Consider the following 17415-nt stretch of genomic DNA (forward strand, 5'->3'; position numbering starts at 1 on the left):
GACCGGAAACCGGCGGCGGATGACCGGTCCGGCCGGGGTAGGGCACAGTCATGACAGCACCTCAACCTCTGACGGGGCAGACATCCCCGCGCTACAGCGGGCTGGAGAGCCGCCGCCCGCAGCGGCCGCCGATACCGTTCGTCCCGGACCCGGACGCCGTCGAGGCGGCCGGGCCGGTCTTCGGCACGGCCGACGTGGGCCCGTTCGACGCCGATCTGACCCGGCAGCACCCGGGCGAGCCGATCGGCGAGCGCATCGTCGTCACCGGGCGGGTCCTGGACGGCCGGGGCCGCCCGGTCCGCGGCCAGCTGCTGGAGCTGTGGCAGGCCAACGCCGCGGGCCGCTACGTCCATCAGGGCGACCGGCACGCGGCGCCCCTCGACCCCAACTTCACCGGTACGGGCCGCTGTCTGACCGACGACGACGGCCGGTACCGCTTCACCACGATCCGCCCCGGGGCCTATCCCCTGGAGGATTGCGCGAACACCTGGCGCCCGGCGCACCTGCACTTCTCGATTTTCGGCACGGCGTTCACCGAGCGCCTGGTGACCCAGATGTACTTCCCGGGCGATCCGCTGCTGGCGTACGACCCGGTGCTGCACGCGGTCGCCGACCCGGCCGCCCGCCGGTCCCTGGTCGCCGCGCACGACCCGGCGCTCGACGAGCCGATGCACGCGCTCGGTTACCGCTGGGACGTCGTGCTGGACGGAGCGCACACCACCTGGGCCGAGGGGAGCCGCTGATGCCCGCGACGCCCTCGCAGACGATCGGCCCGTACTTCCACATCGGCCTGCCGTTCCCCGGCGGCGGCGACCTGGCGCCCGCCGGGCACCCGGAGGCCGTCACCGTGCACGGGTACGTGCTGGACGGCGCGGGGGAGGCCGTGCCGGACGCCCTGCTGGAGTTCTGGCAGGCCGCCCCGGACGGTTCGCGCACGGGCGCCCCCGGCAGCCTGCGCCGCGACGGCGCCCGGTTCACCGGCTTCGCCCGCGTGCCCACCGGCGGCGACGGCCACTACGCCCTGCGGACGCTGCCGCCGGGCGGGGCGCCCTGCCTGGCGGTGTGCGTCTTCGCCCGGGGCCTGACCCATCACCTGTTCACGCGCGTCTACTTCACGCTGCCGGAGGACGACCCGCTGCTGCGGACCGTCCCACCGGAGCGACGCACCACACTGCTGGCGAAGCCGGATCCGGCGGGGTACCGCTTCGACGTACGTCTGCGGGGCGAGGCGGAGACGGTGTTCCTGGAACCCCGTGCCCCGCAGGGGCGCGGGGAACTGCGCGACCAGCCACACACGGCCCGCAGCTGAAGATCAGCGCGAGGTCTGCTCGTGCACGTAAGCCACCAGCCGGGTCAGCGCATCGGGGTCGGTGTTCGGCATCACGCCGTGCCCGAGGTTGAAGATGTGGCCCTCCAGGCCACGCGCCGCGTCGAGGACCTCGCGGGTCTTCGCCTCGACCGCCTCGGTCGGGGCGAAGAGGACGGCCGGGTCGAGGTTGCCCTGCAGCGCCTTGCCCGGGCCGACGCGGCGGGCGGCCTCGTCCATCGGAACGCGCCAGTCGACGCCGACGACGTCCGCGCCGGCCTCGCCCATGAGGCCGAGCAGCTCGCCGGTGCCGACGCCGAAGTGGATGCGCGGAACGTCGTAACCGGCGACGGCGTCGAAGACCTTGGCGGAGGCGGGCATCACGTACCGGCGGTAGTCGGCGGGGGCGAGGGCGCCGGCCCAGGAGTCGAAGAGCTGGACGGCGCTCACGCCCGCCTCGATCTGGACGCGCAGGAACGCGGCGGTGATGTCCGCGAGCCGGTCCACCAGGTCGCGCCACAGCTCCGGGTCGCCGTAGATCATGGCCTTGGTGCGCTCGTAGCTGCGCGAGGGCCCGCCCTCGATGAGGTAGCTGGCGAGCGTGAAGGGGGCGCCGGCGAAGCCGATCAGCGGGGTGCTGCCCAGCTCGGCGGTGAGCATGCCGATGGCCTCGGTCACGTACGGGACGTCCGACGGGTCGAGCACGCGCAGCCGGTCGAGGTCGGCGCGGGTGCGCACCGGCTCGGCGACGACCGGGCCGACGCCCGGCTTGATGTCGAGGTCGACGCCGACGGCCTTGAGCGGCACGACGATGTCGCTGAAGAAGATGGCGGCGTCCACGCCGTGGCGGCGGACGGGCTGCAGGGTGATCTCGGTGACGAGCTCGGGCCGCATGCAGGACTCGAGCATCGGGACGCCCTCGCGGACCTTGCGGTACTCGGGCAGTGAACGCCCCGCCTGCCGCATGAACCAGACCGGCGTGTGCGGGACGGGTCCGCGCCGGCACGCCTTCAGGAAGGCCGAATCGTGTGCCGCGGTGCGGCCCGTCTGCTGCTGGCTGCGCTCACTCATGTCCCAAATCTTCGCACGGGCCGAACGAGTGACCCGCCCATGTGGGTGTCCCTACGCGGAACCGCGCGTCCTTCCGCCTAGTCTTCCGGGCATGGCTGCGGCGCAGGGACACCTCTCGGACGGTCCGGACGACGCGGATGGGGAGGGCATCCCGTCCGTCTTCCGGCAGGCGGTCGCGGGGCTCCAAGGGGTCCGGCTGCGGCCGGAGATCGAACTGGACGCCACTCCGCCCCCGCAGCGGCTCGCCCCCTTCTCGTACGCGCTGGAGGCGGCGGTCGTCGTGGACGACGAGGAGCTGGCGGACGGCCGGCTGATCCTGCTGCACGACCCGGCGGGCCACGAGGCGTGGGGCGGGACGTTCCGCCTGGTGACGCTGATCCACGCCGACCTCGAGGAGGAGATGGCGGAGGACCCGCTGCTGCCCGAGGTGTGCTGGTCCTGGCTGACGGGCGCGCTGGAGGCGCGCCGGGTGCCGTACGCGGCGATCAGCGGGACGGTGACGCGGGCGAGCTCGCACTACTTCGGGGGGCTGCAGGCGCGCGAGCCGTCGACGCGGATCGAGATCCGGGCGTCGTGGTCGCCGGTGCGGCCGGGCCCGGCCGCACCGGCGTCGGGGCAGGGCGTGCCGGACACGGCGGCGCACCTGTCGGCGTGGTGCGACCTGCTCTGCCAGATCGCGGGGCTGCCGCCGGGCGGCGCCCCGGAGGCGGGTGTGGTGACGCTGCCTCAGCGCCGGGGCCCGAACAGCCGCTGAGCCACGGAGTCACGGAGTCACCGGTCCGCCGAGTCGTCTGAGGGGGCGTCGGGCCGCCCGGTGTTCCCTCGCGTTGCTCACGTTCGTCAAGGAATCGTGTTCCGGTACCGCTGATCGGGCACCCCTGATAGGGCAATCATCCCAATTGCCCGAATTGTTACTCACCAATTCGTGATCATTCCCTAAAGCCGGGCCGTTTGAGTGCCGAAGGACCTTGTGACCCTTCCTGCACGGATCGCCCGGCTTATCCCCCGAAGTCGGCACCCGTCCCCGCCACTCCCTTTTGGAGGCCTGGTGTCCGTTCTCCTCGAGCAACCCGCGAGCCTCGCCTACCGCCCGAACAAACCGACGGCCATGGTCGTCGTCGCCGACCCCCGGGTCCGCTCCACGGTCACCCGCCATCTGTGGGCCCTGGGAGTGCGCGACGTGATCGAGGCCTCGTCCATCGCGGAGGCCCGCCCGCGCATCGGCAACCCGCGCGACATCTGCGTCGCCGACGTGCACCTCCCGGACGGTTCCGGGCTGACTCTCCTCTCCGAAACCCGCGCCGCCGGCTGGCCCAACGGCCTGGCCCTGTCCGCCGCCGACGACATCGGTGCCGTCCGCAACGCCCTCGCGGGCGGCGTCAAGGGCTACGTCGTCACCGGAACCCGTACCAACCTCGGCGTCCCCGGCCGCCCCGGAGCCGCCCCCATCGGCTCCGCCGCGGCCCGGATGCAACGCCGCCCGCCCGGGGCCCCCGGGCACCCGGGCGGCTACCGCGAACTGTCCGGCCGCGAGGTCGAGGTCCTGCGGCTGGTGGCGGAGGGCCAGTCGAACAAGGCCATCGGCGTCTCGATGGGGCTGTCCGCACTCACCGTGAAGAGCCACCTGGCCCGGATCGCCCGCAAACTGGGCACCGGGGACCGGGCCGGAATGGTCGCCGTGGCACTGCGCACCGGCATCATCCACTGACCCCTCCCGACCGCATCGCGCCCGTCGCCGGAACGTTCCGGCGACGGGCGCTTGCCATCCACGGATACCCTTGACCGGTGACCGACGCCCAAGACACCGCAGCAGAAGCGACACTGCGAACCCCCGGGGGCGGCCCCCCGGACGACGTCGAACCGGCGCCGATCCCCCTGCTGGAGCCGCGCGAGGGCATCCCCCCGGTCGTCGCCGACCCCGACGCCCTGGCCGATGTCGTCGCCGCCTTCGCCGCGGGCACCGGCCCCGTCGCCGTCGACGCCGAGCGGGCCTCCGGCTACCGCTACGGCCAGCGCGCCTACCTCGTCCAGCTGCGCCGCGAGGGCGCCGGCTCGGCGCTGATCGACCCGGTCGGCTGCCCCGACCTGTCCGCCCTGGGCGAAGCGGTCGCGGACGCCGAGTGGGTGCTGCACGCCGCCACCCAGGACCTGCCCTGCCTGCGCGAGATAGGGATGGTGCCCACGCGGCTCTTCGACACCGAGCTCGCGGGCCGGCTCGCGGGCTTCGCACGGGTGGGACTCGGCGCCATGGTCGAGAACGTCCTGGGATACGCCCTGGAGAAGGGCCACTCCGCCGTCGACTGGTCCACCCGCCCGCTGCCCGAGCCCTGGCTGCGCTACGCCGCGCTGGACGTGGAGCTCCTCGTCGACCTGCGCGACGCCCTGGAGACCGAGCTGGACCGGCAGGGCAAGCTGGAGTGGGCCCGGCAGGAGTTCGCCGCCATCGCCGCCGCCCCGCCGCCCCCGCCCCGCAAGGACCCCTGGCGCCGCACCTCCGGCATGCACAAGGTGCGCCGGCGCCGCCAGATGGCCGTGGTGCGCGAGCTGTGGAACGTGCGCGACCACGTGGCACAGCGGCGCGACGTCTCGCCGGGCAAGGTGCTCGGCGACGGCGCGATCGTCGAGGCCGCCCTGAACATGCCGCCGAACGCCCACGCCCTGGCCGCCCTGCCCGGCTTCGGGCACCGGATGAGCCGCAAGCAGCTGGAGCAGTGGCAGTCGGCCGTCGACCGGGCCCGGGCCATCCCGGAGGCGGAGCTCCCGCAGCCCGGCCAGCCGCTCACGGGCCCGCCCCCGCCGCGCGCCTGGGCGGACAAGGACCCGGTCGCCGCTGCCCGGCTGGCGGCGGCGCGGTCCGCGGTCTCCGGGCTGGCCGAGCGGCTCACGATGCCGCAGGAGAACCTGATCACGCCGGACACCGTGCGCCGGCTGTGCTGGGAGCCGCCCAGGGACCCCACCCCGGAGGCGGTCGCCGAGGTCCTCGCGGCCCACGGCGCCCGCCCCTGGCAGGTGGAGCAGGTGACTCCGGTACTGGTCACGGCGCTCCGCACGCCCACGGCCTGATCCCCCTTCCCGACGGGCCCGGCCCCGCCCCAGGCGGCGGACCGGGCCCGTCGGCGTACCCGGACCAGCGGGAACCGCGCCCCGCGTGTGATCTGTGACGCTCCCCGCCAGAGGGCTGGGCAGCATGGTTACCCGCAAGTAGCATGACGGTGAGCTTCCGCGCTGTGGCGTACCCCCGTTCCGGCATGCCCGAGCGCAGCGACCCCGCATCTGGAGGAGAGCCAACGTGCCTCGTACCGCTAGGGACGTCGTCTTCGTCGACGGCGTCCGCACCCCGTTCGGCAAGGCGGGCCCGAAGGGCATCTACCACGAGACCCGCGCCGACGACCTGGTCGTCAAGTGCATCCGGGAGCTGCTGCGCCGCAACCCGGACCTGGACCCGGCCCGGATCGACGAGGTGGCCCTGGCCGCCACGACCCAGATCGGCGACCAGGGCCTGACCCTGGGCCGCACCGCCGGCATCCTCGCGGGCCTCCCGCAGTCGGTGCCCGGCTTCTCCATCGACCGCATGTGTGCCGGTGCGATGACGGCCGTCACCAGCGTCGCCGGCGGCATCGCCTTCGGTGCCTACGACCTCGCCGTCGCGGGCGGCGTCGAGCACATGGGCCGCCACCCGATGGGCGAGGGCGTGGACCCCAACCCGCGCTTCGTCTCCGAGAAGCTGGTCGACCAGTCCGCCCTGTTCATGGGCATGACGGCGGAGAACCTGCACGACCGCCTGCCGCACATCACCAAGCAGCGCACCGACGAGTACGCGGTCCGCAGCCAGGAGAAGGCTGCCAAGGCCTACGCCGACGGCAAGATCCAGGCCGACCTGGTGCCGATCTCCGTGCGCCGCACCAGCCCCGACGGCGGCGAGACCGGCTGGGGCCTGGCCACCGCCGACGAGCCGATGCGCCCGGGCACCACGCTGGACGGTCTGGCCACGCTGAAGACCCCGTTCCGTCCGCACGGCCGGGTCACCGCGGGCAACGCGGCCGGTCTCAACGACGGTGCCACCGCCTCGCTGATCGCCTCCGAGGACGTGGCGCGCGAGCTGGGCCTGCCGGTCAAGATGCGCCTGGTCTCCTACGCGTTCGCCGGCGTCGAGCCGGAGGTCATGGGCATCGGCCCGGTCCCCGCGACCGAGAAGGCACTCGCCAAGGCGGGCCTGTCGATCGACGACATCGGCCTGTTCGAGATCAACGAGGCCTTCGCGGTGCAGGTGCTCTCGCTCCTGGACCACTACGGCATCGCCGACGACGACCCGCGCGTCAACCAGTACGGCGGCGCCATCGCGTTCGGCCACCCGCTGGCCTCCTCCGGTGTCCGTCTGATGACGCAGCTGGCCCGGCAGTTCGAGGAGCAGCCGCACGTCCGGTACGGCATCACCACCATGTGCGTCGGCTTCGGCATGGGCGGCACGGTCATCTGGGAGAACCCCCACTTCGACGGAGGCAACAAGTGAGCACCACCGCCGAACTGTTGAAGGGCGCGGCCGAGCTCTTCCCCGACGAGGTCGTCACGCAGGCGCACGTGCGCCACCTCGACCTCCCGCAGGGCGCAGGGAAGTTCGCCCTGATCACGCTGGACAACGGTCTGGACCACACCAAGCCGACCACCTTCGGCCCGCAGTCGCTCGCCAACCTCAACACGGCGATCGACCAGGTCGAGAAGGAGGCCGCCGAGGGCGGCATCGTCGGCGTCGGTGTCACCGGCAAGCCGTTCATCTTCGCCGTCGGCGCCGACCTCAAGGGCGTGGAGCTGCTCAAGCGCCACGAGGACGCGCTGGCCATCGGCAAGGGCGGCCACGACGTCTTCAAGCGCCTGGCGGCCCTCGCGGTCCCGACCTTCGCGTACTACAACGGCGCGGCCATGGGTGGCGGCGTCGAGGTCGGCCTGCACTGCAGCTACCGCACGGTGTCCCGGGCGATCCCGGCCTTCTCGCTGCCCGAGGTCTTCCTCGGCCTCGTCCCGGGCTGGGGCGGCTGCACCCTGCTGCCGAACATCATCGGCGCGGACCGCGCGGTCTCGGTGATCATCGAGAACTCGCTCAACCAGAACAAGCAGCTCAAGGGCAAGCAGGTCTTCGACCTCGGGATCGCCGACGCGATCTTCGACGGTGCGGACTTCCTGGAGCAGTCGCTGATCTGGACCGCCTCCGTCCTGAAGGGCGAGACCGAGGTCTCCCGTCCCGAGGTCGACCGCGGCGAGGCCTGGGACCGGGCCGTCGAGCGCGGCCGCTTCATCGCCGACGGCAAGGTGCACGGTGCCGCTCCGGCCGCGTACCGCGCGCTGGACATCATCGCCCAGGCCAAGAACGGCGACCTGCGCCAGGGCTTCGACGCCGAGGACCAGGCCCTCGCCGACCTGATCATGGGCGGCGAACTGCGCAGCGGCATCTACGCGTTCAACCTGGTGCAGAAGCGCGGCAAGCGCCCCGCCGGCGCCCCGGACAAGTCGCTGGCCCGCCCGGTCACCAAGGTGGGCGTCGTCGGCGCCGGCCTGATGGCCTCGCAGCTGGCGCTGCTCTTCGCCCGCCGCCTCGAGGTGCCGGTCGTACTGACCGACATCGACCAGGCGCGCGTCGACAAGGGCGTGGGCTACGTCCACGGCGAGATCGACAAGCTGCTCGGCAAGGGCCGCATCAACCAGGACAAGGCCAACCGCCTCAAGGGCCTGGTGTCCGGCTCCCTCGACAAGGCCGCCGCCTTCGGCGACGCGGACTTCGTCATCGAGGCCGTCTTCGAGGAGATGGGCGTCAAGCAGCAGGTGTTCGCCGAGGTCGAGGCGGTCGTGCCGGCGCACGCCATCCTCGCCACCAACACCTCCTCGCTGTCGGTGTCCGAGATGGCGTCGAAGCTCGAGCACCCCGAGCGGGTCGTCGGCTTCCACTTCTTCAACCCGGTCGCGATCCTGCCGCTGCTGGAGATCGTGCGCGGCGAGCAGACCGACGACGCGGCGCTGGCCACCGCCTTCGCGGTCGCCAAGTCCCTGAAGAAGACGGCCGTGCTGGTGAAGGACGCTCCCGCGTTCGTCGTCAACCGCATCCTGACCCGCTTCATGGGCGAGATCCAGAACGTCATCGACGAGGGCACCCCGGTCGCGACGGCCGAGAAGGCCGTCGAGCCGCTCGGCCTCCCGATGTCCCCGCTGGTCCTGCTGGAGCTGGTCGGCCCGGCGATCGGCCTGCACGTCTCCGAGACGCTGGCCGCCGCCTTCCCCGACCGCTTCAAGGTCTCCCCGAACCTGGCGGCGGTCGTCAAGGCCGGCAAGCGCGGCTTCTACGTCTACGACTCCGGTAAGCCGGAGCTTGACCCTGAGGTCGAGGCCCTCCTGGTGCAGGGCGACACGGCCCTGACGGAGGAGCAGGTCCGCGACCGCGTCCTCGACGCGGTCGCGCAGGAGATCGGCCTGATGCTGGACGAGGGCGTCGTCGCCGAGGCCCAGGACATCGACCTGTGCCTGATCACCGGTGCCGGCTGGCCCTTCCACCTGGGCGGCATCACGCCGTACCTGGACCGCGAGGGCGTCTCGGAGCGGGTGAACGGCAAGCGCTTCCTGACGCAGGGCGTGGCGAGCGTGCCGGCGTAACAAGCAACACACACACAAAGGGCCGCGCGACTGCGCGGCCCTTTGGCGTTGGAAGCGCCCCGAAGGGGCGCGGGGAACTGCGCGACCAGCCACAACCGACCCGCAGCCGAACGACAACGGACCGCTAGGCCCGCTCCCACTCCCCGAACTCGAGCTCCGCGCCAACGGCCCGCTGGCGGGCAACCCGCAGCCCGCCGTCCTCCGCGACAAAGGCGAGCACGACACGGTCGTCCCCGTCGAGCGCAAGCGCCGGCGCACCGGCACACGGCTCGGTGCCCGCCTCCACCCACGAGACCAGGGCCGGGTCGCCCTGGTCGTCCGGCACCACGGCCACGGCCGCCCGCCCCGAAGCACCACGCTGAGCGAGAACCGTGCAGGACCGCCCGTCGACCGTCGCACGCAGCGCGGCGACCGGGCCCGAGCCGCCCGGGTCCGGAGAGGCGAGGGGGGCCGGGGCGGGGGCCTCGGGATACTGGGCGAACAGGACGGAGTCCGTCGCATCCCGCCAGAAGTGCGCGATGCGGTCGTCGCCGAGGGACACGGACGCCTCCGAGCCGGGCACCGGCTTGGCGGGGGTGCGGGTCCGGACGAACTCGCCGCCGGGCTCCTCCTGGCGCCAGCGCAGGACGACCTCGCTCGCGGAGGCGAGCAGTTCCGCCCGGCCGTCGGCGGTCACCGCGGCGGACACCGCGTCGAGCAGCCGGTTGCCCTCCAGGTCCAGCCACGGGCCCCAGATGCCCTTGGCGTTCTGCTTGCGCGCGCTGAGCCCGTTGCCCGCGTTGCGCAGGGCGATGAAGAGGCCCTCGCTGTCGACGAACGCGGTCGGGGCGCCGAGCCGGTCGGCGCGCTCCCAGTCACGGCCGTAGGGGGTGCCGATCGTGCGCCAGTTGGTGACGGCGCGGCCCGTCTGGAACTGGGTGGCGTAGACGACGTCCGTCTCGGCCCGGCCGTCCTCGTGCTCCCGGCGGCGCAGACCGGTCAGGTACACGTACCCCTCGGGGCTCTGCGCTATGGACAGGTACGGCTCCAGGCCGGGCATCGCCAGGTGCTGGGGGCCGGTCCAGCCGGGGCCGCCGGGGCGGGTCTCGGTCCAGCGCGTGAGGCCGTCCTGGGCCGGGGCGTAGGCCGTCAGCCGGCCGTCCTTGCCCCGCAGCAACCAGCCGGTGGTGGGGGCGGCCGTCCGCACTGCCATGACTCGCTGCCAGCCTCTCTCGTGGGGAAGTTCGCCGGCTCTGCCGACGGCCCGACCCTAACATTGCATGCCCGACGGGCCGTCGGGCGTGCGACGCTGTCCGGCGTGAACGATCACGCAGCACTTCTTGTCGTGGATGCGGCGAACGTCGTCGGGTCCGTGCCCGACGGCTGGTGGCGCGACCGCGCCGGTGCGGCCGAACGATTGCGCGACCGCCTCGCGGCGGACGGGCTGCCGGCCGGGGCCGTGCAGCCGCCGACCGGGGCGCTGGAGATCGTGCTCGTCGTGGAGGGGGCGGCCCGGGGGGTCGTCCCGGTGCCGGGGGTCGTGGTCGAGGCGGCCACCGGCAGCGGCGACGACCGCATCGTGGAGCTGGTCGGCGGCCGCGCCCCCGGCCGGCGGTGCATCGTGGTCACCGCCGACCGGGAGCTGCGTGACCGGGTGCGGGCACTGGGTGCAGAGGTCGTGGGGCCGCGCACGGTACGGGGCTGAGGGGCCCCTACCGGGCTCCGCCCACCCGGCTGTGCCGGCGCCCGTACGCGAAGTACACCGCCACGCCCAGCACCATCCACGCCGCGAACCGCAGCCACGTCTCCGCGGGCAGGTTGAGCATCAGCCACACCGACGCCGTCACCGACAGCACCGGCACGGCCGGGACGAACGGGGTGCGGAAGGCGCGCGGCAGGTCGGGCCGCGTACGGCGCAGGATGATCACGCCGAGCGCGACGACGACGAAGGCGAACAGCGTGCCGATGTTGACCAGTTCGGCCAGGACGTCGATCGAGGTGAAGCCCGCCACCACCGCGACCACCACGCCCAGCAGGACCGTCGAGCGGTAGGGGGTGCCGAAGCGGGGGTGGACGGTCGAGAAGAACCGCGGCAGCAGCCCGTCGCGGCTCATGGCGAAGAACACCCGGCTCTGGCCGAGCAGCAGGATCATGCAGACGGTGGTCAGGCCGACCGCGGCGCCGAAGCTGATCAGCCCGGCCCAGAAGGGGTGCCCCTGGCTCTTGAACGCGTCGGCGAGCGGCGCCTCCGTGGAGAGCCGGCTGTACTTCTCCATGCCGGTGACGACGACGGAGACGCCCACGTAGAGCGCGGTGCAGATGGCGAGCGAGCCGAGGATGCCGCGGGGGACGTCGTGCTGGGGGTTGCGGGTCTCCTCGGCGGCGGTGGCGACGATGTCGAAGCCGATGAAGGCGAAGAAGACGACGGCGGCGGCCGAGAAGATGCCCATGACGCCGAAGTTCGAGGGGGTGAAGCCGAACATCAGCTGCGAGAGCGGTGCGGCGAGGCCGCTGCCGCCGGAGGTGCTCTCGGCGGGCGGGATGAACGGGCTGTAGTTGTCGCCGTTGATCAGGAAGGCGCCCACGACGATGACGATGAGGACGACGGTGACCTTCACCGCGACGACCACTGCGGTCACCCGCGAGGAGAGCTTCATCCCGGCGACCAGGATGACCGTCAGCAGCAGCACCAGGGCGCAGGCGAGGATGTCGAAGCCGAACGTGCCGCCGTGCGGGCCGCTGAGCTCGGCGGGCAGGTGCCAGCCGGCGTTGTCCAGCAGCGAGCGGACGTAGCCGGACCAGCCGACGGCGACCACGGCGCAGCCCAGCGCCAGCTCCAGGATCAGGTCCCAGCCGATGATCCAGGCGGGCAGTTCGCCGAGGGTGGCGTACGAGAAGGTGTACGCGGACCCGGCGACCGGGACGGTGGAGGCGAACTCGGCGTAGCACAGGGCCGCGAGCCCGCACACGATGCCGGCGAGCACGAACGCCAGGGCCACGGCGGGCCCGGCGTTCTGCTTGGCGACCTTGCCGGTGAGCACGAAGATGCCGGTGCCGATGACAACACCGACGCCGAACACCGTGAGGTCCAGGGCGGAGAGGGACTTCTTGAGTGCGTGCTCCGGTTCCTCGGTGTCCTGAATGGACTGCTCGACCGTCTTGGTCCGGAACATGCTGCTCGTACCACGGGCCATGCCCTCACCTCCACCGCGCGAGTCTCCGCGATGATGCGACCCGTTCGGGGGTGACCACAGCCACCCCCGCGCGGGTTTCACCCGATGGAGGGGTATGAGAAACGCCGGACGGGCTGATGCCGGCCCGTCCGGCGTTCGAGGACGACCCTCAGTCCCGGGCCGGCTCCGCCGCGTCGGAGGCCGTGGCCTCGTCCAGACGTCCGTCCAGCTTGGCCACCAGGCCCGTCACCTGCCGGGCGATGTCCGGCGCCGTGAGGCCGATCTCGGCCATGATCTCCTTGCGGGAGGCGTGGTCGAGGAAGCGGGCGGGGATGCCGAAGTCGCGCAGCGGGAGGTCGACGCCCGCGTCGCGCAGGGCCTGGGCGATCGCCGAACCGACGCCGCCGACACGGCCGTTGTCCTCGACGGTGACGACGACGCGGTGCTCCGCGGCGAGCCCGGGCAGGGCCTCGTCGACCGGCTTGACCCAGCGGGGGTCGACGACGGTCGAGGAGATGCCCTGCTTGTCGAGCAGGTCGGCGATCTCCAGGCACATCGGGGCGAGCGCGCCGACGGAGACGAGGAGCACGTCCGGCCGGGCGGCGTCCTCGGCGGGGCGGCGGAGCACGTCCATGCCGCCGATGCGGCCGACGGCCTCGACGGCCGGGCCGACGGTGCCCTTGGAGTAGCGCACGACGGTGGGGGCGTCCTTGACCTCGACGGCCTCGCGCAGCTGGGCGCGCACCTGGTCGGCGTCGCGCGGGGCCGCGATCCGCAGGCCGGGGACGACCTGGAGGATCGACATGTCCCACATGCCGTTGTGGGAGGCGCCGTCGTCACCGGTGACGCCGGCCCGGTCCAGGACGAACGTCACTCCGCACTTGTGCAGGGCGACGTCCATCAGGACCTGGTCGAAGGCACGGTTGAGGAAGGTCGCGTAGACCGCGAAGACCGGGTGCAGGCCGCCCGTGGCCAGGCCCGCGGCGGAGACGGCCGCGTGCTGCTCGGCGATGCCCACGTCGTAGACGCGGTCGGGGAAGGCCTTGGCGAAGGGCTGCAGGCCGACGGGCTGCATCATGGCGGCGGTGATCGCCACGATGTCGTCGCGCTCGCGGCCGAGCTTGACCATCTCCTCGCCGAAGACCGAGGTCCAGCTGGTGCCGCCGGAGGAGACGGGGAGGCCGGTGTCGGGGTGGATGACGCCGATGCCGTGGAAGCGGTCGCCCTCGTGCTGCTCGGCGGGCTTGTAGCCGCGGCCCTTCTCGGTGAGGCAGTGGACGAGGACGGGTCCGTTGAAGCGCTTGGCGCGCTGCAGGGCGGACTCCAGGGCCTCCATGTCGTGGCCGTCGATGGGGCCGACGTACTTCAGGCCGAGGTCCTCGAACATGCCCTGCGGGGCGATGAAGTCCTTGAGGCCCTTCTTGGCGCCGTGCAGCGTCTCGTAGAGGGGCTTGCCGAGGACGGGGGTGCGCTCCAGCAGGTCCTTGCCGCGGGCCAGGAAGCGCTCGTAGCCGTCGGTGGTGCGCAGGGTGGCGAGGTGGTTGGCCAGGCCGCCGATGGTGGGCGCGTAGGAGCGCTCGTTGTCGTTGACGACGATGACGAGCGGGCGGTCCTTGGCGGCGGCGATGTTGTTCAGCGCCTCCCAGGCCATGCCGCCGGTCAGCGCGCCGTCACCGATGACGGCGACGACGTGGTCCTTGCGGCCCCGCACCTCGTTGGCCTTGGCGAGGCCGTCGGCCCAGCCCAGGACGGTCGAGGCATGGCTGTTCTCGATGACGTCGTGCTCGGACTCGGCGCGGGAGGGGTAGCCGGACAGGCCGTCCTTGGCACGCAGCCGGGAGAAGTCCTGGCGGCCGGTGAGCAGCTTGTGGACGTAGGCCTGGTGGCCGGTGTCGAAGAGGATCTTGTCCTTCGGGGAGTCGAACACCCGGTGCAGGGCGATGGTGAGCTCCACCACGCCGAGGTTGGGTCCCAGGTGGCCGCCGGTCTTCGCGACCGCGTCGACGAGGAAGGACCGGATCTCCGCGGCCAGCCGGCCGAGCTGCTCCGGGCCGAGCCGGTCCAGGTCGCGCGGTCCCCCGATGCGGGTCAGCAGGGCCACCCGTGCCTCCTTGAGTGTCGGTCGACGCTGACTAATGATCCCGTCGAGTCTAATCTTCCGTCCGCGATCACGGTGAACGGGTAATGCGACCTATGTCACGCGTTCGGCTCAGCACGGTCCCAAACCGTCTGAAAAGCGAGGCGGAGACAGGATGCCAGGGCCGGGTGCTCGATGTAGAGGGCGGTGGTGGATCCGGTGCCGGCCACCGGATCGGGCATGTCGCACAGGACGAGCGAGGCGTCGGCGACGACGAGCTTCAGCGGCAGCTCCGCGGCGAAGCGGGCCTCCTCCCCCGCCTGGCCGAAGCGCAGGACGCTCTCCCTCAGCTCCGGGTCGTCGAGCGCCTCCCTGGTGTAGACGGCGCGGACCGTGCCGCCCTCGCGGCTGATGCGGCGGGCCGCCTTGATGCCGGCGGTGTTGCGGGTGGGGGCGACGAAGGGGGGCCGGCAGAAGGTGAGGAGTTCGCCGGTGGCCTGGGTCTGGATGTCGGCGAAGCGGTCGGCGATGGAGCCGGGGTCGCGGAGCACCTCGATGTAGTCCAGCGGGTCGGTGTGCGTGCGGCCGTCGGTCCACAGCGGCAGCAGGGCCGCCGCGAGTCCGGCCGAGACCCGCTCCAGCTCTTCGAGCGTCTCCCTGCGGCGGGCCATCAGCCGGGTGAGCGCCAGCTCGGGGGCGACGGCGGACCAGGTGGCGACCCGTCCGCCGTGGGCCGTGGCCAGTCCGCTGCGGGCGAGCGCGTCCAGGACGTCGTAGATCCGCTGGCGGGGCACCCCGGCCTCGCGGGCCACCTGGGCGGCCGTGAACGCCTCGCGTCTGACCAGGGCCTGGTAGACGCGCGCCTCGTAGCGCGACAGCCCGAGCGCCACGAGGCCGGCGACGGTTTCCTGCTCCGGCTCCATGACGACCACGCTAGCCGCCGGCGATCACGGGGGACCTGCCGGGACTGCTCCCATAACAAGCCTTTGCCGTAAGGCGGTTGTCGGCCGGATAGGGCATCGCTACTTTCTGGGCAGTGCCACCACTCACCGGGGTGGCACTTTTCCGAGGGCGTGATTGTCATGCCCTCGCCATTCATCGGCCCGCCTGCCCTCTCCGCAGGCGACACCCCCCATGGAGGGCTGTTCCGTGCCATCGATGAGATCCAGACCCGGATCCCCCGGATCCCGGCGGCCCACCGGCCGCGCCACGACCGCCCTGCTGTCCCTCGCAGCCCTGGTCACCGGCGGCCTCCTCGCCGCCGCCCCCGCGGCGAACGCGTCCGCCGCCCCGGGCGGCGCCCACGCCGAGCACCTGTGCTCGCAGAGCACCACCCCCGGCCGGATGGCCTGCAAGGCCCTGGCCCGCACGGACGTCAAGCAGCACCTGGGCATCTCCCCGGACATCACCCCCTCCGGCTACGGCCCGTCCGACCTGAGGACCGCGTACGCGCTTCCGGCGAACGCCGGGGCCGGCGCCACCGTGGCCATCGTCGACGCGTACGACGACCCCAACGCCGAGCAGGACCTGGCCACTTACCGCTCCCAGTACGGCCTGCCCGCCTGCACCACCGCCAACGGCTGCTTCCGGAAGGCCGACCAGAACGGCGGCACCAGCTATCCGACGGCCGACTCCGGCTGGGCCGGCGAGATATCCCTCGACGTCGACATGGTCAGCGCCGTCTGCCCGCAGTGCCACATCCTGCTCGTCGAGGCCAACAGCGCCACCATGGCCGACCTGGGCACCGCCGTGAACCGAGCGGTCGCCATGGGCGCCAAATACGTCTCCAACAGCTACGGCGGCCCCGAGGACAGCACCGACCCGGCCTCCGACTCCTCCTACTTCAACCACCCCGGCGTCGCCATCACCGTCAGCTCCGGCGACAGCGGCTACGGCGTGGAGTACCCGGCGGCGTCCCAGTACGTGACCGCCGTCGGCGGCACCTCGCTCAGCCGCGCGAGCAACAGCCGCGGCTGGACCGAGTCGGCCTGGGGCTCCAGCTCCGGCGGACAAGGCGCGGGCTCCGGCTGCTCCGTGTACGACCCCAAGCCGACCTGGCAGAAGGACACCGGCTGCAGCAAGCGCACCGTCGCCGACGTCTCGGCCGTCGCCGACCCGGCCACCGGCCTCGCCGTCTACGACAGTTACCAGGCCAGCGGCTGGAACGTGTACGGCGGCACCAGCGCCTCGTCGCCGATCATCGCCTCCGTGTACGCCCTCGCCGGCACCCCCGCCGCGAACAGCTACCCGGCCTCGTACCCGTACGCCAACCCGTCGGCGCTCAACGACGTGACCAGCGGCGCCAACGGCAGCTGCACCCCGGCGTACCTGTGCACCGCGGGCCCGGGCTACGACGGACCCACCGGCCTCGGCACGCCCAACGGCACCGCTGCCTTCACCTCCGGCTCCACCGGCGGCAACACAATCTCGGTGACCGGTCCGGGCGACCAGACCTCCACGGCCGGCTCGCCGGTCTCCCTCCAGGTCAAGGCCACCGACTCCGACACCACCCAGACGCTGACCTACAGCGCCGCCGGGCTGCCGGCCGGCCTGTCGATCAACGCATCGACCGGCCTGATCAGCGGCACCCCGACCACCGCCGGCACGTTCAACGTCACCGTGACCGCCCAGGACGCCACCAAGGCGAGCGGCAGCGCCTCGTTCACCTGGACCGTCAAGCCCGCGGGCGGCGGCACCTGCACCCCGGCCCAGCTGCTCGGCAACCCCGGCTTCGAGACCGGCACCGCGAGCCCCTGGACCGCCGCCTCCGGCGTGATCGACAACAGCGCCTCGCAGCCTGCGCACTCGGGCAACTGGAAGGCGTGGCTGGACGGTTACGGCTCCGCCCACACCGACACACTCGCGCAGACCGTGACCGTGCCGGCGGACTGCCGTGCGACGCTGAGCTTCTGGCTGCACATCGACACCGACGAGACCAGCACGACCACCGCGTACGACAAGCTCACCCTCCAGGCGAACTCCACCACCGTGGGCACCTGGTCCAACCTGGACGCCAAACCCGGCTACGTCCAGAAGTCCGTCGACCTGTCCTCCTTCGCAGGACAGGTGGTGACGGTCAAGTTCACCGGCACGGAGGACGCCTCCGCGCAGACCAGCTTCGTCATTGACGACACCGCGCTCGATGTGAGCTGAGCGAACACAGCGGTGGGCCC

At 72.5% G+C, this 17415-nt stretch carries 14 protein-coding genes; 9 read left to right on the forward strand and 5 right to left on the reverse strand.

Going from position 1 to position 17415, the window contains the following annotated elements; all coding sequences use genetic code 11:
- Positions 1–50 precede the first annotated feature (50 nt).
- Together pcaH and pcaG are read left to right on the forward strand one after the other, a co-directional pair.
- Positions 51–743 carry a protocatechuate 3,4-dioxygenase subunit beta gene (pcaH, locus tag ACMATS_RS09900; RefSeq protein WP_414167708.1) on the forward strand — a complete coding sequence of 231 codons (693 nt, stop codon included), beginning with the start codon at positions 51–53 and terminating at the stop codon, positions 741–743.
- Complete coding sequence (gene pcaG / locus ACMATS_RS09905; RefSeq protein WP_414167709.1) at positions 743–1309, forward strand: protocatechuate 3,4-dioxygenase subunit alpha; 567 nt, start codon at positions 743–745, stop codon at positions 1307–1309. Before pcaH ends, pcaG begins: the two co-directional genes overlap by 1 nt.
- A gap of 3 nt (positions 1310–1312) precedes the next feature.
- Here the strand turns inward: pcaG and hemE are convergent, their stop codons facing one another.
- The gene (hemE, locus tag ACMATS_RS09910) at positions 1313–2377 is read right to left on the reverse strand and encodes a uroporphyrinogen decarboxylase (RefSeq protein WP_414167710.1); all 1065 of its coding nucleotides are present in this window, start codon (positions 2375–2377) and stop codon (positions 1313–1315) included.
- 91 nt (positions 2378–2468) lie between these two features.
- Here hemE and ACMATS_RS09915 point away from each other — a divergent pair, with 91 nt between their 5' ends.
- The 5 genes from ACMATS_RS09915 (at position 2469) to ACMATS_RS09935 (ending at position 9013) form a co-directional block, all read left to right on the forward strand.
- Positions 2469–3131: a DUF3000 domain-containing protein gene (locus ACMATS_RS09915; RefSeq protein ID WP_390778273.1), complete on the forward strand. Its 663-nt coding sequence runs from the start codon at positions 2469–2471 to the stop codon at positions 3129–3131.
- Positions 3132–3425: 294 nt separating this feature from the next.
- Complete coding sequence (locus ACMATS_RS09920) at positions 3426–4085, forward strand: response regulator transcription factor (protein WP_086571339.1); 660 nt, start codon at positions 3426–3428, stop codon at positions 4083–4085.
- A gap of 77 nt (positions 4086–4162) precedes the next feature.
- A complete protein-coding gene (locus ACMATS_RS09925; protein WP_390778274.1) occupies positions 4163–5440 on the forward strand; it encodes an HRDC domain-containing protein in 1278 nt (425 codons plus the stop codon).
- 226 nt (positions 5441–5666) lie between these two features.
- Positions 5667–6887, forward strand: a complete 1221-nt coding sequence (locus ACMATS_RS09930) for a thiolase family protein (RefSeq protein ID WP_390778275.1) — start codon at positions 5667–5669, stop codon at positions 6885–6887.
- Entirely contained in the window at positions 6884–9013 is a 2130-nt protein-coding gene (locus ACMATS_RS09935) for a 3-hydroxyacyl-CoA dehydrogenase NAD-binding domain-containing protein (RefSeq protein WP_414167711.1), read from the forward strand. Before ACMATS_RS09930 ends, ACMATS_RS09935 begins: the two co-directional genes overlap by 4 nt.
- 124 nt (positions 9014–9137) lie before the next feature.
- On the opposite strand, the gene ACMATS_RS09940 is transcribed toward ACMATS_RS09935, so the two are convergent.
- Positions 9138–10205 carry a hypothetical protein gene (locus ACMATS_RS09940; RefSeq protein WP_414167712.1) on the reverse strand — a complete coding sequence of 356 codons (1068 nt, stop codon included), beginning with the start codon at positions 10203–10205 and terminating at the stop codon, positions 9138–9140.
- Positions 10206–10310: 105 nt separating this feature from the next.
- On the opposite strand from ACMATS_RS09940, the gene ACMATS_RS09945 reads away from it, so the two are divergent.
- Positions 10311–10697 (forward strand): NTP pyrophosphohydrolase, encoded by a 387-nt coding sequence (locus ACMATS_RS09945; RefSeq protein ID WP_414167713.1) that lies wholly within the window; start codon positions 10311–10313, stop codon positions 10695–10697.
- A 7-nt stretch (positions 10698–10704) separates the two neighbouring features.
- Here ACMATS_RS09945 and ACMATS_RS09950 read toward each other — a convergent pair whose 3' ends face one another.
- From ACMATS_RS09950 to ACMATS_RS09960, 3 genes are all read right to left on the reverse strand, one after another.
- A complete protein-coding gene (locus tag ACMATS_RS09950; protein WP_390778279.1) occupies positions 10705–12186 on the reverse strand; it encodes an amino acid permease in 1482 nt (493 codons plus the stop codon).
- A 148-nt stretch (positions 12187–12334) separates the two neighbouring features.
- Positions 12335–14266 (reverse strand): 1-deoxy-D-xylulose-5-phosphate synthase, encoded by a 1932-nt coding sequence (gene dxs / locus ACMATS_RS09955; RefSeq protein WP_390778280.1) that lies wholly within the window; start codon positions 14264–14266, stop codon positions 12335–12337.
- A gap of 95 nt (positions 14267–14361) precedes the next feature.
- A complete protein-coding gene (locus ACMATS_RS09960; protein WP_414167714.1) occupies positions 14362–15165 on the reverse strand; it encodes a TrmB family transcriptional regulator in 804 nt (267 codons plus the stop codon).
- Positions 15166–15400: 235 nt separating this feature from the next.
- Here ACMATS_RS09960 and ACMATS_RS09965 point away from each other — a divergent pair, with 235 nt between their 5' ends.
- Entirely contained in the window at positions 15401–17395 is a 1995-nt protein-coding gene (locus ACMATS_RS09965) for a putative Ig domain-containing protein (protein WP_414167715.1), read from the forward strand.
- Positions 17396–17415: the final 20 nt, after the last annotated feature.

This window comes from Streptoverticillium reticulum (assembly GCF_047456005.1).
Lineage (GTDB): Bacteria > Actinomycetota > Actinomycetes > Streptomycetales > Streptomycetaceae > Streptomyces > Streptomyces reticulum.